Here is a 20,611-nt window from a genome sequence, read left to right as displayed (position 1 = left end):
GGGGTACCCCAGCTTTTTTTATTTGAGATATTTACTAAAAAAGTGGCCCACTTTTTGGGTATATGTTTTAGGATAATTATAATAAGCCATGGCATGAGCCGTTTTTTTAACCAACCATTTTTCTTTATGCGTTTTAACCGCACGATAATTTTCATTTAACATCGCCGTTGGTACAAAAGCATCTGAATCACCATGAATCAACAGCATCGGACGCGTATTTTTCTTTAATTGTGCCACTGCGCTGCCTTGCTTAGTAAAGTTATAGCCGATTTTACTTTGGGCCATTAAAGCAGCTGTTGATAAAATCGGTTCTTTCGGCATTTTAAATTGAGCGGTCAATTGTGTGCCTAATTCACGATATACACTCGAATAACCGCAATCTTCCACCACTGCTTTGACCTGCTTCGGTAATTTTTCGCCACTAATCATCATCACAGTAGCACCGCCCATACTTACGCCAAAAAGACCAATTTGCGCCTTTTTCCCGTCTTTTTGGATAATCTTGTTAATCCATTTAAGATAATCCAACCGATCTTTCCAGCCAAAAGTGATATACTTGCCACTGCTTTGTCCAGCAGCCCGATCATCTGGAGCCAGCACATTATACCCCAACTGATGAAACATCTTAATATAGCTGGCCATACTTTTAGCATCACCTCGATAGCCATGTGCAATCACAATGCTTTTATCGGTCTTCTTTTCAGCCGGCAAATAAATCGCTTTTAACTTAGTTTTAGCCCCTACTGCCGTTTGACTCCAACGGGTTATTTTTTGCCGAGATAACCATTTTTGATCTTTTTTAAGTGCAACTCTTTTCTTTTTAGCCGGCTGTCCCATTGATGTAAAATTACGTTCAAAAGCATATCTTACCAAGTAAATATTAGCCCCACCATAAATCAGTGCGGCCAAAAAAGCGACAATAATAACAATTCTCCATTTATTTTTCAAAAAAATTCTCCTTATAAAATCGGCGATAAGAGCCGTGAAAAATATTGTTTAAATTTTTTCCAACTCGATTGTTGGGCAAAATAATCCGTATCAAGCAATGTACTCTTTTTGACGTCTAACAAGAAAATGTCAGCTAAATCCTGCGCTAATTGCCGGTCATAGCAAAAAGCGTTACTTTCAAAATTCAATTTGAAACTGCGAATGTCAAAATTAGCGGAACCGACCGAAGCCATTTGATTATCAATCACACAGGTCTTAGCATGCAAAAAGCCGTTATCATAGCGATAAACGCTAATACCTTTTTCAACTAAAGCTTTAGCATAATATTCTGTTGCCCGGTACACAAAAGGATGGTCCGGCATGGCTGGAATCATGACTTTAACATCGACACCCGAATGCGCTGCTAAACATAATGCTTCATAAATGGCATCATCAGGAATCAAGTAAGGTGTTTGAATATAGATATAGTCATCAGCTTCAGCAATCAGTTTTAAATAACCGGCTTTGATTGCCTGATCATCAGAATCCGGTCCTGAAGAAACAATCTGCATGCTAGTCTTTCCAGTTCCTTGCGTCAACGGAAAATACCGCTCTTGATATTCCAATTGCGGCTTTTTAGGATCGCGCTTAATTGTTGCATTCCAATCCATAAAAAAACGTGATTGCAAAGCAACACAGGCATTGCCTACAACCCTTAAATGCGTATCGCGCCAGTAACCAAATTTTTCTGACAAGCCTAAGTATTGATCACCAACGTTAAAACCACCGATGTAACCTATTTTGCCATCAATGACGACTAATTTGCGATGCAAGCGGTAATTTAGCCGTGGACTGTGAATTGGGGCTGATTTAGATCCGAAGAAAACTTCAGCCTGCCCGCCAAATTTTTCCAGCCGCTTAAAAAAGTCGTGTCTTTGTCCCCGTGAACCCATGCTGTCATAAATAATTTTAACTTCAACGCCCCTCTCAGCAGCATCTTCCAGCGCTTTTAACAGCCGTGTCCCGATGCCGTCTGACAAAAGAGCATAATATTCCAAGTGAACGTGATCAACAGCTTGCTTAATATCGTCAATTAATGCGTTAAATTTTTCTTTGCCATCCGTAAAAATTTTTACTTGATTATTTTTAGTTAAGATGGCTGAATCAATGTCTAGCAGGGCTCTAACCGTCTGTCGAGCTTCATTAGTCGCTAAATCAGCCGGCAGCAGCTCTTTTTCATTCCACTGCTCTTTTTGTAAAGCAACCAGTTGCTTAATTCCGATGCGATCTTGCGATTTCAAATCAAAAATTTTCTCTTTAGAAATCTTTTTGCCAGCAAACAAATAAATTAAAAAACCCAAGATTGGCAGCAAATTTAAAACTAATAACCAAGCCCAAGTCGCTGCAATATCTCTTTTATCTTTAAAAACTGTTACAATGGCAACAATTGTATTAAGTAATAAAATCACACCAATAATTAAGTTAATGGTTTCCAAAACAATCCCTCCTTTTAAAATTACTTATCCAATTTTAAAACAAAAATTAATTTTTGTCAGTTATTTTAACGGTCCCAAACCATTTCTGCTTTAACTTGGCGATGGTTCCGTCCTTTTTTAATTCTGTTAAAGCCTGGTTTAATTTGTTACGCAAGGTTTTGTCTCCTTTGCGCAACCCGACTGCAAATTTTTCATCGGGGTAGCCTATTTTTAACTGCAGATAAGCTTCAGGATTATTTTTATGTGCAATAATATATGAAGCATATACACTATCAATTACAATGCCGTCAATGCGCTTAGCATCAAGATCTAAAAAAGCATTATTAAAATTATCATATTGTACACTAGAAGCTGTTTGTTGTTTTAACAATTGCGGATATTGATTGAAACTGGCAAAACCAGATGAGCCACTTTGGAGGCCAACTATCTTATGATTCATTTGGCTTAGATGCCTAATATGCTTTTTTTTGGTAACTAAAATCTGTTCATTAATGAGATAAGTCTTGGAAAAAGCCACTTTTTCCTGCCGTTCTTTGGTTTGGCTATAACCATTCCAAATCATATCAATTGTTCCATTGCGCAACTCGGTTTCTTTCATAGACCAATCAATCGTTTGAAAATCAGCTTTAAGGTGTAATTTTTTCATAGCTGCCTTAGCTAAATCGATATCATAGCCGACCAGCTGGCCGTTTTTTTGACGAAAACCCATCGGAACAAAACTATCATCTAAACCAATAACAACTTTTTTACTAGCTTTTATTTTTTGCCAACTATCGACTTGGTCGGCTTGCATTTTGACATTGCCGCAGGCAGTTAAAATAAGCAGGAGGCCTAATCCCAACATAACAGTACTAATTTTTTTTACCATTAAGCCTCACTTCCTTTTTGATTCAAAGGTTTAACTTTAAGCATGTCATCTGCAATTTCATTTGCAAAATCAAGGTCGTGTGTCACAATAATCTGCGTCATTTTTTGTGCTTTCAGTTTTAAAATAATCTCTTTTACGGTATCTCTCAAGCCAGGGTCAAGCGCACTGGTTGGTTCGTCGTAACACAAAATTTTAGGATGCATAGCTAAGGCTCTGGCAATGGCAACTCTTTGTTTTTGCCCGCCGGATAATTGCCAGGGATAAAGCTTTTCTTTACCGGTCAAAGCTAATTTTTGAAGTAAATCTTTAGCCTGTATTTCAGCTGTTGTTTGATCTTTTTTCAACACTAATTGGGGCGCTAAGGTAATATTTTGCAAAACCGTCAAATGCGGAAATAAGTTATAATCTTGAAAAACAACACCCATAATGGTATCAGCTGGTGTTAAATCCGTCGGATCAAAATGTTTGCCGTCTAATAAGATTTCACCGCTATCAATATGTTCCAACCCGCTAATACATCTTAATAGCGTGGTTTTGCCTCCACCAGACTGGCCGACAATACACATAATTGAGCCGTCTTTTACTTTTAAATCAACTTGATTCAAAATCTTTTTACCTGCAAAACTTTTCGTTATCTTTTTTAGTTCGAGCATTTAATCACCCCTATTTCCAACGTCCATAATAAGCTTCAATTTTTTGCAATAACTTCGTAAAAAGCGCCGTCAAAGCTAAATAAATCACCCCGACCATCACCAAAGGAACTAAAGTGACATCACGGCTGGCGGCTACATTGCCGGCCCTAAGCAAATCGCCTAAACCGATAACATAAACTAAACTTGAATCTTTAATTAAATTAATGACTTCATTACCGATAGATGGAATAACAATTTTCATAACCTGTGGCGCAATGATATGTGTAATTGTTTGCCAATAATTCAACCGTAAAACTTTCGCACTTTCAACTTGACCAGGATCAATAGCCTGCAGGCCGCCACGAAAGATTTCGGCAAAATAAGCCGTATAATTTAAAATAAAAGCAACTAAAGCTGCTGTATAACGCGGTAAAACAATCCCTGTTCCTAAAAGAGGCAAACCGTAAAAAACAAAAATCAATTGCAATAACAATGGTGTCCCCCGCATCAGCCAAATATAAAAACGCAATAAGCTGCTCAAAATTTTAAAATGTGTCATACGCCCTAAAGCACAAACCAAACCCAAAGGCAGTGAAAATAACAAGGTAAGTCCAAAAATACTCAGTGTCAGCTTAGTTCCTGCCAACAAGGAGGGCAAAATTTCAAATAAATAATGCATATACATTTTCCTTTCAAAATAAAAACCCCCTTAGACTTAAAGTCTAAGAGGGCGTTTTTACGCGGTTCCACCTCATATTCACTATTTTTTTGCAAAAACAGTCTCAGCGAGTCAGTAACTCAACGATAACGGGGTTGTCCCGAGCAGATATGCTAACTCACGGGTGTGGTTCAAATAGTCTCATCTCTTCTTTGCAGCTACCAGAAGTTCTCTAAGCACTCAACTATCCTACTCTTCCGCTCAACGTTCATAAATATAAGTTAATGTAATTCATTAAACTACTTTTATCATAACTTGTCAAATTATTTTTTCTTAAACCATGTCGATAATTTGCTAAAGAAGCCTTGATTGCTGTCTTCTTTCATGGTCATCAAAGGTACAGTCTGTCCTTCTAAGCGGCGGGCAATATTGCGGTAGCCGATTGAAGCAGGGCTTTTTTCATTTAGCACAATCGGTTCGCCTTTATTAGACGTTCCAATTACTTGATCGTCATCAAAAACAATTCCGATTAATTTGATAGCCAAATGACTGGTAATTTCATCAACGTCCATCATTGAACCATCATTAACCATCCGCTTTTTAATCCGGTTAATTACCAACATCGGCGGATTATCCAATTTGGCTTGTTCAAGTAAGCCGACGACCCGGTCAGCATCTCTTACGGCTGAAATTTCCGGTGTTGAAACAACAATGGCTTCATCTGCGCCGGCAACCGCATTTTCAAAACCTTGCTCGATCCCAGCGGGGCAATCTAACAGGATATAATCATAATCACCTTTTAATTCAGCCACAATTTTCTTCACTTCATCTGGTTCAATAGCCGACTTATCCGTATTTTGCGCTGCCGGCAATAAAAATAGGTTATCTTCAAAACGTTTATCTTTGATGATAGCCTGGTGTAATTTGCACCTGCCCTTAGCGACATCGACAATATCATAGATAATCCGGTTGTCTAACCCTAAAACAACATCCAAATTACGCAAGCCGATATCCAAATCCAGCATAATGACTTTTTTGCCCATCAACGCTAAGGCGGAACCTAAATTGGCGGTGGTAGTAGTTTTACCAACGCCACCCTTACCGGAAGTAATAACGATTGCTTTTCCCATTAAATAAAACCTCCAATTTGTGTAAAGACTTTGGGGCGGATCTTCTTCAAAGCAGCTATCGCACCTACCTCAAGTGCGTGCAAATCATTAACATATATCAGCTTAGGTCCAATACCATAATCAGCTTCGGACACAACACTGACCAAGTCGGCAATCCTTATCTGCTGGGCCGCTGCTACATCTCCGCAAATCACAGTTAAAGCATCCCCGCTTGCCCCGGCATAGACAATACCCTCTGCTGTCCCTAAAAGAAAAATACTGCCGGTTGCTTTTAAAATACCGCCTTTGTGGATGGCTCCGCAAAACAAAACATCACCCACAATTTCTCTAACCTGGCCATTGCGGATAATGTCACCGCACAAGTGTACCGTGCGTTCTTCAATGAAGGTGCCGAATTGTTTTTTTGACACAACATTACTACTGAATGTCTTGATTGAAAAACGCCGGTATTGTTTAAAAATATCAGCTAAAGTCGTCATTTGCTCTTCGGTTAAAAGACGATTCTGGGTATTAAGCGCAAAGCTTAATTTATCACCCTTCGCTAAGGTTTCATTTTGAACCTGGTCCAATAGAGCCACCAAATCCGTTAAAATGGTTTCAAAAGCATATTCATCTTTTAACAAGATTTCATAACCATTTTGATTTCCTTTTAAAACAGCTGCCGGCATCGATAACACCCCTTATTTTTTACGCTTATTCGACAAAAATACGCCGCAGCGGTACAAAAAGCACCACCAGCAAGGCAAGATTATAAATTAAAGTTGGCCATAAAACCTGCGTCACATAGCTGGCCAAAGAAACGCCCGCTTGTCCAATCAAAGTCATGGCCCAATAGTTAAGCGTTGTCAATAGCGTAACATCAATTAGATATATTAATAGTACCACAATAAACGAAGATTTAAAAAAAGGAAAAACCGCCCGATTTAAATAGACCAAAAATGGCAGCAAAAGCGCCATTAAACCTAAAAAACTGGTATAGTACATATCATAAAAAATTCCTGCACAAAAAGCCCATATATAGATATGTTCAATTGTATCATCAGTTAAGAAAATGGCTAATACAAACCACAATAAAAGAAGGCGCGATTCAACTGCAATACTGCTGGTAAAAAAATAACCCGCAAAAATTTTCGAACAAACTCCATCTAAAACAAAAGCTAATAAAAGTCCGATGGGAAAAACAAACTTCATGCGTGATTCTGCCATACGTCTGCCCCCTAATCTGTCCTTTTAGCCACAGTAACGACATTTAAATTCGTCATATCGGCTGCTGGTTTGATATAAATTTTTGATGGCAGGCCGTAATCATCATCAGCGACCCGCACGACTGTCCCAACAAAAAGGCCTTTGGGCGTATTGCCGCCCATTCCTGAGGTAATAACCTTAGTACCTTTTTTGATCTTGACTTTGGACGTAACCTGCCCCATAATCAATTGATTTTTTTCCGTGTTATAACCGGTAATTAAACCATTGACGATCTCATTTTTCGTATTGATTAATTGCACTGAAAAGCGGTTGGCACTGTCATTTTTAGTCGTTACCAATTCAACTTTACTGTTGGTTTGGTTAACTTCTACTACTCGACCAACTAAACCTTCTTTTGACATCACAGCAGCATTTTTAACTACACCAGCTGTTCTGCCTTTTGAAATAATCACTTGGTTTTGCCAAGCCGATGGTGTACGTGATAAAACATAGGCACTGATTTTATCATAGTCAGTCAAAGACTTATTTAATTTAACTTGTTGCTTTAACTGCTTATTTTCCTGGCGCAAGGTTTGATTTTCAACTTTTTGAGCTGCCAAACTATCAACTTGCTTTTTTAATTTTTGATTTTCTTGATAAGTATTCAATAAATCACCGACTGCACTGCCGGCTTTAGCAATTCCCGTAGCAGGATAGCTAACAATTGCGTTGACTAAACCAGAGGCTTCGTTGCCAATTTGTTGAATAACGGGCGGCATCGACCGGTTATTGCGCACATTAATTGAAAAAGCCACAAGTAAAAAGGCCACAATCAAGCCGATTAAGGTCACAACGAGTTTTTTATTGAAAAAGAACTTTTGCATTATTTCACCCCATAAAAATTAAGAGGTTGGACGATTAACCCAACCTCCTAAATTGAACTGACTTAACCGCTAAGTCTATTTCTTCTTCATAACATCAATACTCTTGAGTGATTCGCCAGTACCGACAGCTACACAATCAAGCGGATCTTGTGCTACAAATACAGGAACTTTCGTTGCTTCAGAAATAACTTCTGGTAAGTGGCGTAACAAAGCACCGCCACCAGTCAAAACAATTCCATGGTCAATAACATCAGCTGCAATTTCAGGAGATGTTTCTTCCAAGGTTTCCTTAATAGCTGTGATGATTTCTTCAACAACTTCTTGAATAGCTTCGGCAACATCTTCAGCCTTAATTTCAATTGTCTTAGGCAAACCAGTTACCAAATCACGACCGCGAATTGTTTGAGCTTCTAATTCACGTGCTCTTTCAACTGAAGCAGAAGCAATATCAATCTTAAGTTGTTCAGCTGTACGTTCACCAATCAACAAGTTATAGTTCTTGCGAACATAGTAGATAATTGAATCATCAATCTTGTCGCCTGCCATCCGGATTGAACGGCTGGAAACAATCCCGCCTAAGGAAATAGTTGCAACATCAGTTGTACCGCCACCGATATCAACAACCATGCTGCCGGTTGGATCCATAACAGGAAGCCCAGCACCAATAGCAGCTGCAAATGGTTCTTCAATAACGTAAGCATCACGTGCACCGGCAATACGAGTCGCATCAATCACGGCACGCTTTTCCACTTCCGTAACACCACTAGGCACACAAACCATAACATATGGCTTAGAACCACGACGACCTAAAGCTTTTTCAATGTAATATTTCATCATGGCTACAGTTGTATCATAATCAGCGATAACACCATCTTTCATTGGACGGATAGCTACGATGCTGGCTGGTGTTCTACCAATCATTGCACGTGCTTCTGAACCAACGGAAACAATTTCACCTGTTTTAGTATTTTTTGCGACTACTGATGGTTCACGTAAGACGATGCCTTTACCTTCAGCGTAAACGATTGTATTTGCTGTACCTAAATCGATACCAATATTTTTTGTTCCGATTCCGAACACTTCTGTTTCATCCCTTCATGTTTCTCAAACTCTGAGCATATTTCTAACTTTAGTAGTAATTTTGAAAATACTTTCCAAAATATTTTCAAAATAAATTCACCGATTAATTATAGCATACATTTTCACCTAATTAAATTACTGAATGGTTAAATTTAACATGAAAGCATGATTATTGATTATCTTTAAAAAAAAATTAAGCATTAAGCGTTTTAACCATGGCAGCTTGAAAACCTTTTTTACCCTCAACTTCGCAAAATTCAACTCTTTGTCCAGCTTCCAAAGTCTTGAAACCCGGTTCAATCAAGGCTGAATAATGGACAAACAAGTCTTCTTTACTGCCATCCGGCGTAATAAACCCATATCCTTTTTGCTTATCAAAACTGCGTACTGTTCCTTGTAACATTTTTTTACCTCTCTTATTTTATTAAACGTTCTTCGCGAAAACTCAAATATCCTTGTGAGCTGACAATTATGTGGTCAAGCAGGGGAATTCCTAAAATTTCACCACATTTAGCTAGTCTTTTAGTCAAATTAAGATCATTTTTCGAAGGAGTTACATCTCCGCTGGGATGATTGTGGACAATCATTACTTTCGAACTGCTGAACTTAACGGCAAATTTAAAAACTTCTCGTGGATGAACCGTCGCGGAATTCAGTGTTCCTAAAAACAACTCTTTTTGTGCAATCAGCTGATTTTTAGTATCTAAAAAGACCCCTACTAGTACTTCTTGCTTATATCCGCCATACTTATCACTCATATATGCGCCAATTTCTAAACTAGAGCAGACTTTACCCGGCTTCAGAAAAGTCGTTTGCCGACTCTTTTTTCCGAAAGCTAGGCAGATTTGCAGCAAATTGCTCGCTTTTTTATCCCCTAATTGGGCTAAATCCTGCTTTGAAAATTCATTAAGCTGACTTAAACTGGAAAAATTATGAAAGAATTTCTGACAAAATTGCCGGCTTTCACTAACTTTCAGATGCTGATTTAAAATGTAAAATAAAATCTCAAAATCAGATAAAGTCTCAATGCCTGCTTGCTCCAACTGCCGCTCAATTGCAGCTGACGTTACTTTTTTTACTTGCGTCATATAATCACCTCTGAATTATAAAGACGCAATTATTTCGCCTAACTATTTAAATTAGCCAAATATTCTTTAACGTCAAGCAAACTATCTAAAATAGCTGTTGTATGCTCCTTTTCAAAAGCCCCTGGCTTAAGCTGATCAGGCACCATGATAACCGGGATTTCAGCCCGGTTAGCTGCTAAAATACCATTATGCGAATCTTCAATGACAACAGCTTTGTGTTTATCTTGTGTTTTTGCTTTAGCAAAGGCTTGGTTAAAAATATCCGGGGCTGGTTTAGCTTGGTTCACATCATCGGCTGAAATAATCAATTCAAATTGGTCAAGCACGCCCAGTTTGGCTAAATAATATAAAATATCAGCTTTATTATTGCTGGAAGCCAGCACAAATTGAATGCCATTTTTCTTTAAATAAGCCAACAATTCCTTAACGCCAGGCTTTAAAGCCAACTTGCCGGCTTCAACAATCGGTTTGATTTTTTTAACACTCAAATCATTGAAACGTTCGATTAGGGCTGCATCACCATAATGATGTGTCATAATTTTAAGCATATTTTCCGTACCGGCGCCGATGAATTGCCGATAGTACTCTTGCGTAAATCCCTGCATTCCCAATTCTTCTGCTGCCAAACGGCTTGATTCAAAATACATTTTTTCAGAATCAATAATAACGCCATCCATATCAAAAATAACTAATTCAGTTTTCATCTTCTGCTCCTAAAATTTCAGATCTAACTTCAGAAATAAAATATAGCGAACCTGCCATTAAAATCAGCTCCGGCTGCTTTTTTTGCGCCACTTTTAAAGCATCATGCCAATCGTCATAAAACAAGGTTTGGCTATAGCGGGCATGTAATTTACCCGGAGATATAACTTGACGTGGACCGTTAAAAGTCGTCAAAATAAGGGTTACATTAGGGATTGTTAGTAAAATTTCCACCATTTTAGCAGCATCCTTGTCAGCTAAAATTCCTAAAATAACAACAATTTTTTGCTTTGCATAATCTATGTTCAGCGTTTCTTTTAAAACAGCTACTGCCGCAGGATTATGCGCGCCATCGACCACTAATAGCGGCTTTTCAGCTAATTTTTCAAATCGAGCTGGCCAAAAAGTCTTAGCTAACCCTTGACGGCATAACTCAAGGTCAATTTCAAAATGCTCTAGGCGCCCTAAAACCAAGAGGGCTGTTAAAGCACAAGCTGCATTATCAACTTGAAAAATACCTTTTAACCCCGTCTTGAACTCACCCAAATGCTTATTTTCAAAGCGGTAGCTGAAAATTTCACCATCTGCTTGACTTTGGCTAAAACGAGCTTGATAATCCTGTCCAAATGTATAAACCCGGCTTTGTGTCTTTTGGGCTTTAGCCAAAATAACTGTTAAAGCTTCTTTAGGAAGTCTTCCCAAAACGACAGGCCGCCAATCTTTGATAATACCGGCCTTATTTTGGGCCACATCAGTCAGCGTCGGTCCTAAAATTTTCGCATGGTCCATAGCCACTGTGGTAATCACCGATAATAGCGGATCAATAATATTGGTGGAATCAAAGGTCCCGCCAATGCCAACTTCAACCAAAACATAGTCAACCTTCTTTTTAGCAAAATATACCAGCATCATCGCGGTTAAAACTTCAAATTCCTTGGGTCCTTCTTTTGGCCCTAATTTTTGATCAAGTTCCAATACAACCGGTTTTATTTGCTGAACTAATTGGACTAGTTCCTGGTCGCTAATCATTTGCCCATTAATGGCAATTCGTTCATTGAAACGCTCGATAAAAGGCGATGTAAAGGTTCCAACGGTAAAATGGCAGGCCCTAAGCAAGTCCCTTAAATCAGCGGTAACCGACCCTTTGCCATTAGTACCTGTAATGTGAACCATTTTCAGCTTTTTTTCAGGATTGCCTAACAAATCCATCATGGTCCGCATTTTATTTAGACTAGGATCTTTAGTAAATTTGCGTCTGCTGTGAATAAAAGCGACAGCCTCTTCATACTGCTTATTCATATAATCCTTCTTTACCTTGTTTTGAAAATTATAACATAAAAAAGCACTGGCATTTTACCTCCAGTGCTTAAAGCTTAGTTTAATTCATTTTTGAGTTCAGCTAAACGTTCATTAGTTGATGCCAATTTAGCTTGGTAATCAACCAATTTAGCCTTTTCTCCATCAACAACATCTTGGGGAGCATTAGCTACAAAACGTTCGTTAGAAAGCTTCTTTTCAGCGCGCGTAACTTCGCTGACTAACTTCTTGGCTTCCTTTTCCAAACGGGCAACTTCATCATTTAAATCTACCAAATCACCTAAAGGAATATAAACTTCCGCCCCTGTAATCACAGCCGTCATCGCTAAGGATGGTGCTTTGACCTCAGGTGATACCATTAACTTCTTAGGGTGGCAGAAGCGGTTGATATAATCGATGTTATTTTCAAACACAGCCTTAGTATCGTCATCTTTGGTCTTAATCAATAAATCAATGGCGCTTGACATTGGCGCATTAACTTCGGACCGCTTATTTCTAACCGCTTTGATTAAATCAATCAATTTTTCCATTTGCTTTTCAGCATCCGCATTATCAAAAGCAGGATTTTTTACTGGATACTTAGCTGTTACTAATGATTGGCCTTCATGCGGCATCGTCAGCCAAATCTTTTCGGTCACAAATGGCATAATCGGGTGCATTAAGCGTAAAGTCTGATCTAGAACATAGCACAAAATATTTTGAGTGTTATGCTTCAATTGTTGATCATCGCCGCTCAAATTTTCCTTAGCCATTTCGATGTACCAATCACAAAAATCGTTCCAAATAAAGTTGTAAAGAGCACGCCCTGCTTCACCGAATTCAAAGCCATCAAATAAGCGGGTTACTTCTTTAACTGTATTATTCAACCGGCTCAAAATCCACTTGTCGGCTAATTGCCATTCACTTTGATCTGGCAACTGAGCCTTAGTATCATCATCAAGGTTCATAATGACAAAACGGCTGGCATTCCAAATCTTGTTGATAAAGTTCCAAGCAGCATCCATCTTCGTATATGAGAAACGCACATCTTGACCAGGTGTTGAGCCTGTAGATAAGAACCAACGCAAAGCATCAGCCCCGTATTTATCGATGACATCCATTGGATCAATCCCGTTACCCAAGGATTTACTCATCTTACGTCCTTGTTCATCACGAATTAAACCGTGCAATAAAACATGCTTGAAAGGACGTTTGCCGGTAAATTCAAGACTTTGGAAGATCATGCGGGAAACCCAGAAGAAGATAATATCGTATCCTGTAACCAAGGTGTTGGTTGGAAAGTAGCGCTGATAATCTTTTGAATCTGTATCTGGCCAGCCCATTGTTGAAAATGGCCACAAAGCACTTGAAAACCAAGTATCCAAGACATCAGTTTCTTGTTCCCAATTTTCAATGTCAGCTGGAGCTGTTTCGCCCACATATATTTCACCAGTTTGCTTATGATACCAGGCAGGAATTTGGTGGCCCCACCATAATTGCCGTGAAATAACCCAGTCATGAATATTTTCCATCCATTGGGTAAAGGTCTTTTCAAAACGTTCTGGCACAAAGGAAACAGCATCATCAGTTTGTTGATTCTTCAAAGCTGCTTGAGCTAATGGCTTCATCTTGACAAACCATTGCGTTGATAACCGTGCTTCTACTTGAACTCCTGTCCGTTCAGAGTGGCCGACAGAGTGTACAATAGGTTCAATATTTAACATGTAACCTTGATCTTGCAGGTCTTTAACAATTGCTTCACGAGCTTCAAAACGGTCCATACCGCAATATTTACCCGCTTTTTCATTCATCGTAGCATCTTCATTCATCGTGTTGATGCGTTCAAGGTTATGACGGTTGCCGACTTCAAAGTCATTAGGGTCATGGGCTGGCGTAATCTTAACCATCCCTGTCCCAAATTCGGGATCAACGTATTGATCGGCAATAATTGGAATATGCCGGCCTTGCAAAGGCAAAACAACTTCCTTACCGACCAAAGCTTTATACCGTTCATCTTTAGGGTTAACAGCAACAGCCACATCCCCCATCATCGTTTCAGGACGGGTGGTAGCAATTTCAATATAATGTTTGCCGTTAAAGGTTTGGCTTTCATCGACAAAAGGATATTTAACATGGTAAAAGGCACCCTTATCATCTTTATGAATAACTTCAATATCGGATAAGGCTGTACGAGCTTTAGGATCCCAGTTAATAATATATTCGCCACGATAAATTAAGCCTTTTTTATAAAGGGTCACAAAAACTTTGCGCACGGCTTTAGATAAGCCTTCATCCAAAGTAAAACGTTCACGACTATAGTCCAGTGATAAACCTAGCTTAGCCCATTGCTGCTTAATAATTGAAGCATATTCATCTTTCCATTCCCAAACCTTAGCCACAAATTTTTCACGGCCTAAATCATAGCGGGAAATGCCTTCTTCGGCTAAACGAGCTTCAACCTTGGCTTGGGTAGCAATCCCAGCATGGTCCATCCCTGGAAGCCATAAAGTATCAAAGCCTTGCATCCGTTTTTGGCGGATTAACATATCTTGCAGCGTTGTATCCCAAGCATGTCCCAAGTGCAACTTGCCGGTAACATTTGGCGGTGGAATAACAATTGAATATGGTTTAGCTTTTGGATCACCACTTGGCTTGAAGAAGCCTGCTTCAACCCATTGTTCGTAACGTCCAGGTTCAACTTGACTTGGATCGTACTTGGTCGACATTTCAATTTCTTTTGTCATGTCAAAAATCCTTTCATTTTTATGATTAGATATCTTCGCTAAAAAAAAGCACTATCATCCTCATATAGGACGACAGTGCCGTGGTACCACCTAAATTGGGCTTTTATGCCCCGCTTAAATCAGTGTTAACGAATTGATATCCGGTCAAACTTACTTAATTTCAGTCTAACAGCTCACAAGCTACAATCTAACGGCTATTGGTGAAACTTCACAGCTAACGTTTCTCTCTTGGACCTAAGACCGTTAAACCCTCTTGTTCAAAGCTTATACGAGTATTTTAGCTTGCATTTAAAGACGCGTCAAGCCTTTCTTTAAATTACAGCAATTCAGCAAATTCATCATGATCTTCATTCATGAAGTGGTCGCCAATTTTGATATTAGTAACTTTAATACCGGCTAAAGCCCGTTGAATTAAGCCGTCAACATCAAGCCTTTCTTCGTAGTAACGGGCTCGGTCAATCTTGGGCTTGGTTTTTGGTGCAGGTGGTGCAAAAACAGTGCAGCAGTCTTCAAATGGCATGATTGAAAGGTCAAAAGTATCAATTTGCTGAGCAATCTTGATAATTTCATTTTTATCCATAGAAACCACTGGACGTAAAACAGGCATGGTAGTGACATCATTGATGGCTGCCATACTTTCCAAAGTCTGTGAAGCTACTTGTCCTAAAGCTTCCCCGTTAAAAATGGCTAAGCCGCCACGCTTATGTGCCAAAGCTTCCGTTAACCGCAACATAAAGCGCCGTTGGACGGTCATTAAATAACCTGATGGCACATCATGTTTAACCGTTTCTTGAATCTCCGTAAAGGGAACTTCGATAAATTGAATCCGGCCAACATATGGTGTTAATTTAGCAGTTAATTCCTTAGCCTTATTTAAGGCTTGTTCGCTGGTATATGGCGGGCTGAAGAAGTGCACCATTTCAATATCAACACCACGTTTCATTGCTAAATAGCCTGCTACTGGCGAATCAATCCCACCTGAAAGCATCAGCATCGCCTTACCGGCCGTTCCAACTGGAAGTCCGCCGGCACCTTGAATTTTTTCATGTGACAAATAAATACCGTCAGATCTAACTTCTACCCGTAAAGTCAAGTCAGGATCTTTCATCTTAACTTTAATGCCGGGAACATGCGTCAAAATATAATCGCCTAACATTTCATTTAATTCGTTGGTATCATAAATGAAGTGGTGGTCTGATCTTCTGGTATTAACCTTAAAAGTCATGCCGTCAAAGAATTTTTCTTGAACTAATTGAGCCGCAACCTGCTTAACAGCTTCAACATCACGTTCAACCCGCAAAGAAGGTGAAAAATTTTGAATTCCAAAAACTTGTTTTAAGCGGGCAATCACTTTGTCGGAGTCTTCACCGTTTAAATAGATGTGCATCCGATCGCGACGCGCTTTAATTTGCAGCGCTGGAAAATCATGCATGGCTGACCGGACGTTAAAAGCCAAACGGTCAATAAAATTGCGCCGGTTTTTACCCTTAGTTGATAATTCGCCATAGCGAACCATTATTTCTGTATATTGCATTAATTGTTCCTTTCGTACTATGAATTAATCATTTTAAATTTATCGTATAAAATATCAAAGATCCGGTTAAATTCATCTGCTTGGTCTAAGGTGTTGTTTTCATCTAAGCTAACCCGCACAGCACATTGAGCCAACTTATCAGCAACACCCATGGCATGCAACGTTGATGAAACAGTGCCTTTTTTGGATGAGCAAGCACTCGTTGTGGAAATATAGATATCATAGCTTTCAAAGGCATGAACCACCGTCTCACCACGTACCCCTTGGATAGCAAAGCACAAGATATGCGGGGCAAAATGCTCTTTTCGGTTAGAAAAGATGGTTACTTTTTCAAATTGTGCCAAGTGATCATAAATTTTTTCCTTGATAGCCTGCTGTTTTTTGACATGCTCAGCTTCATTTTCGATAACTAAGCGCAATGCCTTAGACATTCCCGCAATGGCAGGCAAATTTTCTGTGCCGGAACGAAGATTTTTTTCTTGCCCGCCACCCGTCAGTAAAGGCGCCACCATGCGGCCTTTTTTTTTGTACATAATCCCAATTCCACGCGGAGCATGAAATTTATGCCCTGATAAAGAAAGCATATCAATCCGGTCGTTAAGCAGCATCTCTCTTAAGCCTTTGCCAACAGCCTGCACCGCATCCACATGGAAATGAATCCGCGGATATTGCTTTAAGATTTCACTGACTTCATTAAGCGGTTGTACGGCCCCAACTTCATTATTAACGGCCATAATCGATACTAAAATTGTATCTTTGCGGATAGCTTTTTTTAAATCATCACAATTAATCCGACCTGTTTCATCAACCGGCAGATAGGTTACTTCAAAGCCTAATTTTTCCAGTTGTTTCATTGTATTGATAACCGCTGGATGTTCCACATTAGTTGTGATTAAATGTTTACCATAAATATGTTTTTCAATTGCAGTCCCTTTGATAGCCCAATTATCACTTTCAGTCCCGCCACTGGTGAAATAAATTTCAGATGGCTTTTTTTCAAGCAAGGCAGCTACCTGACTACGCGCTTGTTCAAGCAAATGAAAGGCAGTTTCTCCCAAGTTGTGCAAAGAAGACGGGTTACCCCAAATCTTTTCTGAAACAGTTTGATATGTCTTTAAAACTTCTTGTGTGACTTTAGTAGTCGCACTATTATCAAAATATATCATGACGAACCCTTTCTTTTATTGACATTCTTTATCATTCTAACTAATTAAAAGTAAAAATACAAGCAAATAACCTAAATAAAAAAGCAGGCTTTACCCTGCTTTAGTGTTGTTGCTTATAATTTTGTTCCAGACGCTTATAAGAACCTTCTTCAACCTGTTCTAAAGCTTGAGCAATCACATCCAGTGATTCGATATATTGGCAGTGTTCAAACAAGTCCATTCCTTCTTGTTGGGCCTTAGCCACTGCCGGATACTTATGGCGGTAGCGGTTGGCATATTGGAAGCATTCTTGTGCTAAAGTTGAAGCGTCAATAATCTCTTGGGTTTTCTTTGTCAAAGCATCAAGATCAGATTGGGTATTAAGCAATTCTTTTTCAATTTGATCCATATCAATTTGTTCTTGATTCAATAACTTAGCCAAGGCTACGACTTCATGTGAAACCCTTAAAAAGTATTCATTATATTCACCAGGCAGTCCCGGCAGATTTAAATTATCCAAAGACCGCTTTAAGCGATGCATTTCAGCATCAAAATTTTGAATCGCATTTTTAGCTTCTTTTTCATCTTGGAACAAAGAAGCCACGCTGTCAGCAATCGCCTTTTGCTTTTGCTCAATTTCTGTTAAACTAGCCGTATCCTGCTTCAAAAGAGCTAATTGATCAGAATAGCAGATTTTTTCTTCCAAATCGCGGCGATTGTAATCCTCCAAACGCTTTTGAATCCGGGCTAATTGTTTATTTAAGTCATGGGCATCTTCTTGTTCATGATGATTCAAGAGATAATTATTGCTTAAATGATCCAATTCAACCAATAATTTGTTTTCTTGCTGCACGGCGTGTTCTAAAAATTGTCTAAAAGTCGGCAGTCTCTTTTCAAAGTGCAAGCGCGCACTATATTCTTTTTCAATTTCTGTATATAAACTTTCAATATCATCATGTAGTTTAAGGTCAAGCTCTTCACAAGCTTCGAGTTCGACGTCATCTAAAGCCTTGGTTAACCCCGCTAATTGCTGATCAATTTTGGCTATTAATTGCTTGGTATCAATTTCAAAGCCGTATCCATCTGTGTCCATCTTTTCTAAGGCAGATTTTAATTCAGCAATTTGATCAGGATAAACGTTCTTAAAATTACGGTAAATATTTGGCAGTTTATCTAACGCCATCCCTAGCGTATAGGTATCAGCTCTTAATTCTTTGAGCAGTTTATCTGTTTGCTTTAAATCACCGCTTTCAAGAACCTTAAGATATTCCTCAAATTTTCCCTCCAACGCCTTAAGCTGTGCTTCTAAGTTTTTAGCACTTGGACCATACGAAAAATTCTTGGTTAAAAGCGTCTTGCGCATCGCTTGATATTTTTCTTTCAGCTCAGTGACCGCCTTTTGATAATCCAAAGCCTGCTTTTTAAGCCGTGAAATTTTATTAGCCAGTTCTTGGTATTGACTCTTAGCATCAGCCAGTTTTTTTTCGGTCATCTGCAACTGGCCTTTGATTTGGAATAATTTAAATGAAGCCAGCTGTTCTTTAATATCAGCTAATTCTTCCGTAATTTCAGGTAAACGCCGATTCATCAAATAGCGGTAAGAATTGTCCATATTTTCAACTTCCTTGAGACTGTCCCCTGAAAGGGCAATTTTACTAATCTCTGCCATTTGACTATCAAGTGATTTTTGCGCTAAGTCATCAATCTGAAACTCTATTGTTTCTGCTTGATTTGTATATTGATGTCTAATAATAGCTGCTGCAATATAGCCAATGACCGCCAATGTGACGATAATCGTCAATCCTACTACCATACTTCTCGCCCCTCAAACTTCCAAATTCATTGCAAAATGCTTGCTTTCACGTTTTTTTCTGTTTACAATACTTACATCATTATATCATATCAACAAATATGAAACAGTAAAAAATAGGGAGGATAATATGAAAAATCAACTTTTACTTGACCAACTGGATGCTTTATTGACTGGTGAAACGAACCTCATTTCAAATTTAGCCAATGCTTCAGCCCTTTTGTATGACAGCTTGCCTGATCTAAATTGGGCCGGATTTTACCTCTACGATCAAAAACAAGATGAACTTTACTTAGGACCTTTTCAAGGCAAAGTCGCCTGCATGCATATTAAAAATAAGGCCGGCGTTTGCGGAACGGCCTTAGCTGAGCAAAAAATCCTGCGTGTCGCTGACGTGCATACCTTTAAAGGACACATTGCCTGTGACTCAGCTTCAAACGCTGAAATCGTCGTACCTTTAACCAAGGATGGTCAAAAAATTGGCGTCATGGATCTTGATTCACCTGTCAAAAACCGCTTCAGCGCTGATGATGAGGCAACATTAAGTGCTTTTGCCCAAATTTTATTAAAACATCTATCTTAATCATTGACATTGTCTCTGCTTTCTGCTATGCTACACTTTGTGTAAAATAATGCAGCAGTGAGCGGTAAGAACGTCAACATTTTGTTGCCGTTTTGGTTCGAACTAGTACCCCTTCGGCTGCAAGGGTGAACATCGCAAAACAAAATGCACGAATACTAAACTCACACGGATTATTTTACTCCAAACAAATTATTGGAGGAATTTTTAATGTCACGTTATACAGGTCCATCTTGGAAGGTTTCTCGTCGTTTAGGCATTTCCCTTTCAGGTACAGGTAAAGAATTAGCTCGTCGTCCATACGCACCAGGCCAACATGGTCAAAACAACCGTCGTAAGCTTTCCGAATACGGAATGCAATTACGCGAAAAGCAAAAGCTTCGTATGACATATGGCTTATCAGAACGTCAATTTGCTAACCTCTTCGTTAAGGCTGGCAAGATTCGCGAAGGTAAGCACGGTGACAACTTCATGATTCTTTTGGAACGCCGTTTAGACAATATCGTTTATCGTTTAGGTTTGGCTACTACTCGTCGTCAAGCCCGTCAATTGGTAAACCATGGCCACATCACTGTTGATGGCAAGCGCGTTGATATTCCATCATACGAAGTTACACCAGGCCAAGTTATTTCCTTGCGCGAACGTTCTATGAACCTTCAAGTTGTTAAGGATGCTTTGGAAAGCGTTGTTGGCCGTCCAGCTTTCGTTTCATTTGACGAAAACAAGATGGAAGGTTCTTTGGTTCGTTTGCCAGAACGTGAAGAACTCGATGCTAACATCGACGAAGCCTTAGTTGTTGAATATTACAACAAGCTTTAATTCTAGATATCAAAAGGTTGGAATTTCTCCAGC

20 protein-coding genes and 1 other annotated feature are annotated in these 20,611 nt (G+C 39.1%); of the genes, 2 read left to right on the top strand and 18 right to left on the bottom strand.

The features are described from left to right. Positions 1-18 precede the first annotated feature (18 nt). The 18 genes from BMX26_RS03785 to BMX26_RS03700 all read right to left on the bottom strand — a co-directional run bounded on the left by BMX26_RS03785 (position 19) and on the right by BMX26_RS03700 (position 19,182). A complete protein-coding gene (locus BMX26_RS03785; RefSeq protein ID WP_143454853.1) occupies positions 19-954 on the bottom strand; it encodes an alpha/beta hydrolase in 936 nt (311 codons plus the stop codon). A gap of 5 nt (positions 955-959) precedes the next feature. Then, complete coding sequence (gene cls / locus BMX26_RS03780; RefSeq protein WP_075530126.1) at positions 960-2,423, bottom strand: cardiolipin synthase; 1,464 nt, start codon at positions 2,421-2,423, stop codon at positions 960-962. 46 nt (positions 2,424-2,469) lie between these two features. Next, on the bottom strand, positions 2,470-3,291 hold the full coding sequence (locus BMX26_RS03775) for an amino acid ABC transporter substrate-binding protein (RefSeq protein ID WP_075530125.1): 822 nt from the start codon (positions 3,289-3,291) through the stop codon (positions 2,470-2,472). Beyond that, complete coding sequence (locus BMX26_RS03770; RefSeq protein WP_075530124.1) at positions 3,291-3,944, bottom strand: amino acid ABC transporter ATP-binding protein; 654 nt, start codon at positions 3,942-3,944, stop codon at positions 3,291-3,293. The genes BMX26_RS03775 and BMX26_RS03770 overlap by 1 nt, the downstream gene beginning before the upstream one ends. Positions 3,945-3,954: 10 nt before the next feature. Next, on the bottom strand, positions 3,955-4,602 hold the full coding sequence (locus BMX26_RS03765) for an amino acid ABC transporter permease (protein WP_075530123.1): 648 nt from the start codon (positions 4,600-4,602) through the stop codon (positions 3,955-3,957). 302 nt (positions 4,603-4,904) lie between these two features. After that, positions 4,905-5,711 carry a septum site-determining protein MinD gene (gene minD, locus BMX26_RS03760; protein ID WP_075530122.1) on the bottom strand — a complete coding sequence of 269 codons (807 nt, stop codon included), beginning with the start codon at positions 5,709-5,711 and terminating at the stop codon, positions 4,905-4,907. Next, entirely contained in the window at positions 5,711-6,379 is a 669-nt protein-coding gene (locus BMX26_RS03755; protein ID WP_075530121.1) for a septum site-determining protein MinC, read from the bottom strand. Before BMX26_RS03755 ends, minD begins: the two co-directional genes overlap by 1 nt. Before the next feature lie 25 nt (positions 6,380-6,404). Beyond that, a complete protein-coding gene (gene mreD / locus BMX26_RS03750; RefSeq protein WP_075530120.1) occupies positions 6,405-6,917 on the bottom strand; it encodes a rod shape-determining protein MreD in 513 nt (170 codons plus the stop codon). 11 nt (positions 6,918-6,928) lie between these two features. Continuing rightward, on the bottom strand, positions 6,929-7,780 hold the full coding sequence (gene mreC, locus BMX26_RS03745) for a rod shape-determining protein MreC (RefSeq protein ID WP_075530119.1): 852 nt from the start codon (positions 7,778-7,780) through the stop codon (positions 6,929-6,931). A gap of 75 nt (positions 7,781-7,855) precedes the next feature. Beyond that, complete coding sequence (locus BMX26_RS03740; protein ID WP_075530118.1) at positions 7,856-8,860, bottom strand: rod shape-determining protein; 1,005 nt, start codon at positions 8,858-8,860, stop codon at positions 7,856-7,858. A 193-nt stretch (positions 8,861-9,053) separates the two neighbouring features. Beyond that, entirely contained in the window at positions 9,054-9,263 is a 210-nt protein-coding gene (locus BMX26_RS03735) for a cold-shock protein (RefSeq protein ID WP_075530117.1), read from the bottom strand. A 13-nt stretch (positions 9,264-9,276) separates the two neighbouring features. Next, positions 9,277-9,948, bottom strand: a complete 672-nt coding sequence (gene radC / locus BMX26_RS03730) for a RadC family protein (RefSeq protein ID WP_075530116.1) — start codon at positions 9,946-9,948, stop codon at positions 9,277-9,279. Between the two features lie 38 nt (positions 9,949-9,986). Next, positions 9,987-10,652, bottom strand: coding sequence for an HAD family hydrolase (locus BMX26_RS03725; RefSeq protein ID WP_075530115.1), 666 nt, complete (start codon positions 10,650-10,652; stop codon positions 9,987-9,989). Beyond that, the gene (locus BMX26_RS03720; RefSeq protein WP_075530114.1) at positions 10,642-11,949 is read right to left on the bottom strand and encodes a bifunctional folylpolyglutamate synthase/dihydrofolate synthase; all 1,308 of its coding nucleotides are present in this window, start codon (positions 11,947-11,949) and stop codon (positions 10,642-10,644) included. The genes BMX26_RS03725 and BMX26_RS03720 overlap by 11 nt, the downstream gene beginning before the upstream one ends. A gap of 74 nt (positions 11,950-12,023) precedes the next feature. After that, positions 12,024-14,690, bottom strand: a complete 2,667-nt coding sequence (locus tag BMX26_RS03715) for a valine--tRNA ligase (RefSeq protein WP_075530113.1) — start codon at positions 14,688-14,690, stop codon at positions 12,024-12,026. A gap of 62 nt (positions 14,691-14,752) precedes the next feature. Further along, positions 14,753-14,960 (bottom strand) — a binding site (T-box leader). Positions 14,961-15,006: 46 nt separating this feature from the next. After that, positions 15,007-16,224: a tRNA uracil 4-sulfurtransferase ThiI gene (gene thiI, locus BMX26_RS03710; RefSeq protein ID WP_075530112.1), complete on the bottom strand. Its 1,218-nt coding sequence runs from the start codon at positions 16,222-16,224 to the stop codon at positions 15,007-15,009. 17 nt (positions 16,225-16,241) lie between these two features. Continuing rightward, a complete protein-coding gene (locus BMX26_RS03705) occupies positions 16,242-17,390 on the bottom strand; it encodes a cysteine desulfurase family protein (RefSeq protein WP_075530111.1) in 1,149 nt (382 codons plus the stop codon). Positions 17,391-17,490: 100 nt separating this feature from the next. After that, a complete protein-coding gene (locus BMX26_RS03700) occupies positions 17,491-19,182 on the bottom strand; it encodes a septation ring formation regulator EzrA (protein WP_075530110.1) in 1,692 nt (563 codons plus the stop codon). 127 nt (positions 19,183-19,309) lie between these two features. On the opposite strand from BMX26_RS03700, the gene BMX26_RS03695 reads away from it, so the two are divergent. After that, on the top strand, positions 19,310-19,762 hold the full coding sequence (locus tag BMX26_RS03695) for a GAF domain-containing protein (protein ID WP_075530109.1): 453 nt from the start codon (positions 19,310-19,312) through the stop codon (positions 19,760-19,762). Between the two features lie 207 nt (positions 19,763-19,969). After that, a complete protein-coding gene (gene rpsD / locus BMX26_RS03690; RefSeq protein ID WP_075530108.1) occupies positions 19,970-20,578 on the top strand; it encodes a 30S ribosomal protein S4 in 609 nt (202 codons plus the stop codon). Positions 20,579-20,611: the final 33 nt, after the last annotated feature.

It is taken from the genome of Ligilactobacillus sp. WC1T17, from assembly GCA_900110005.1.
Classification (GTDB): domain Bacteria; phylum Bacillota; class Bacilli; order Lactobacillales; family Lactobacillaceae; genus Ligilactobacillus; species Ligilactobacillus ruminis_A.
This window is presented reverse-complemented; position numbering and strand designations above follow the sequence as displayed.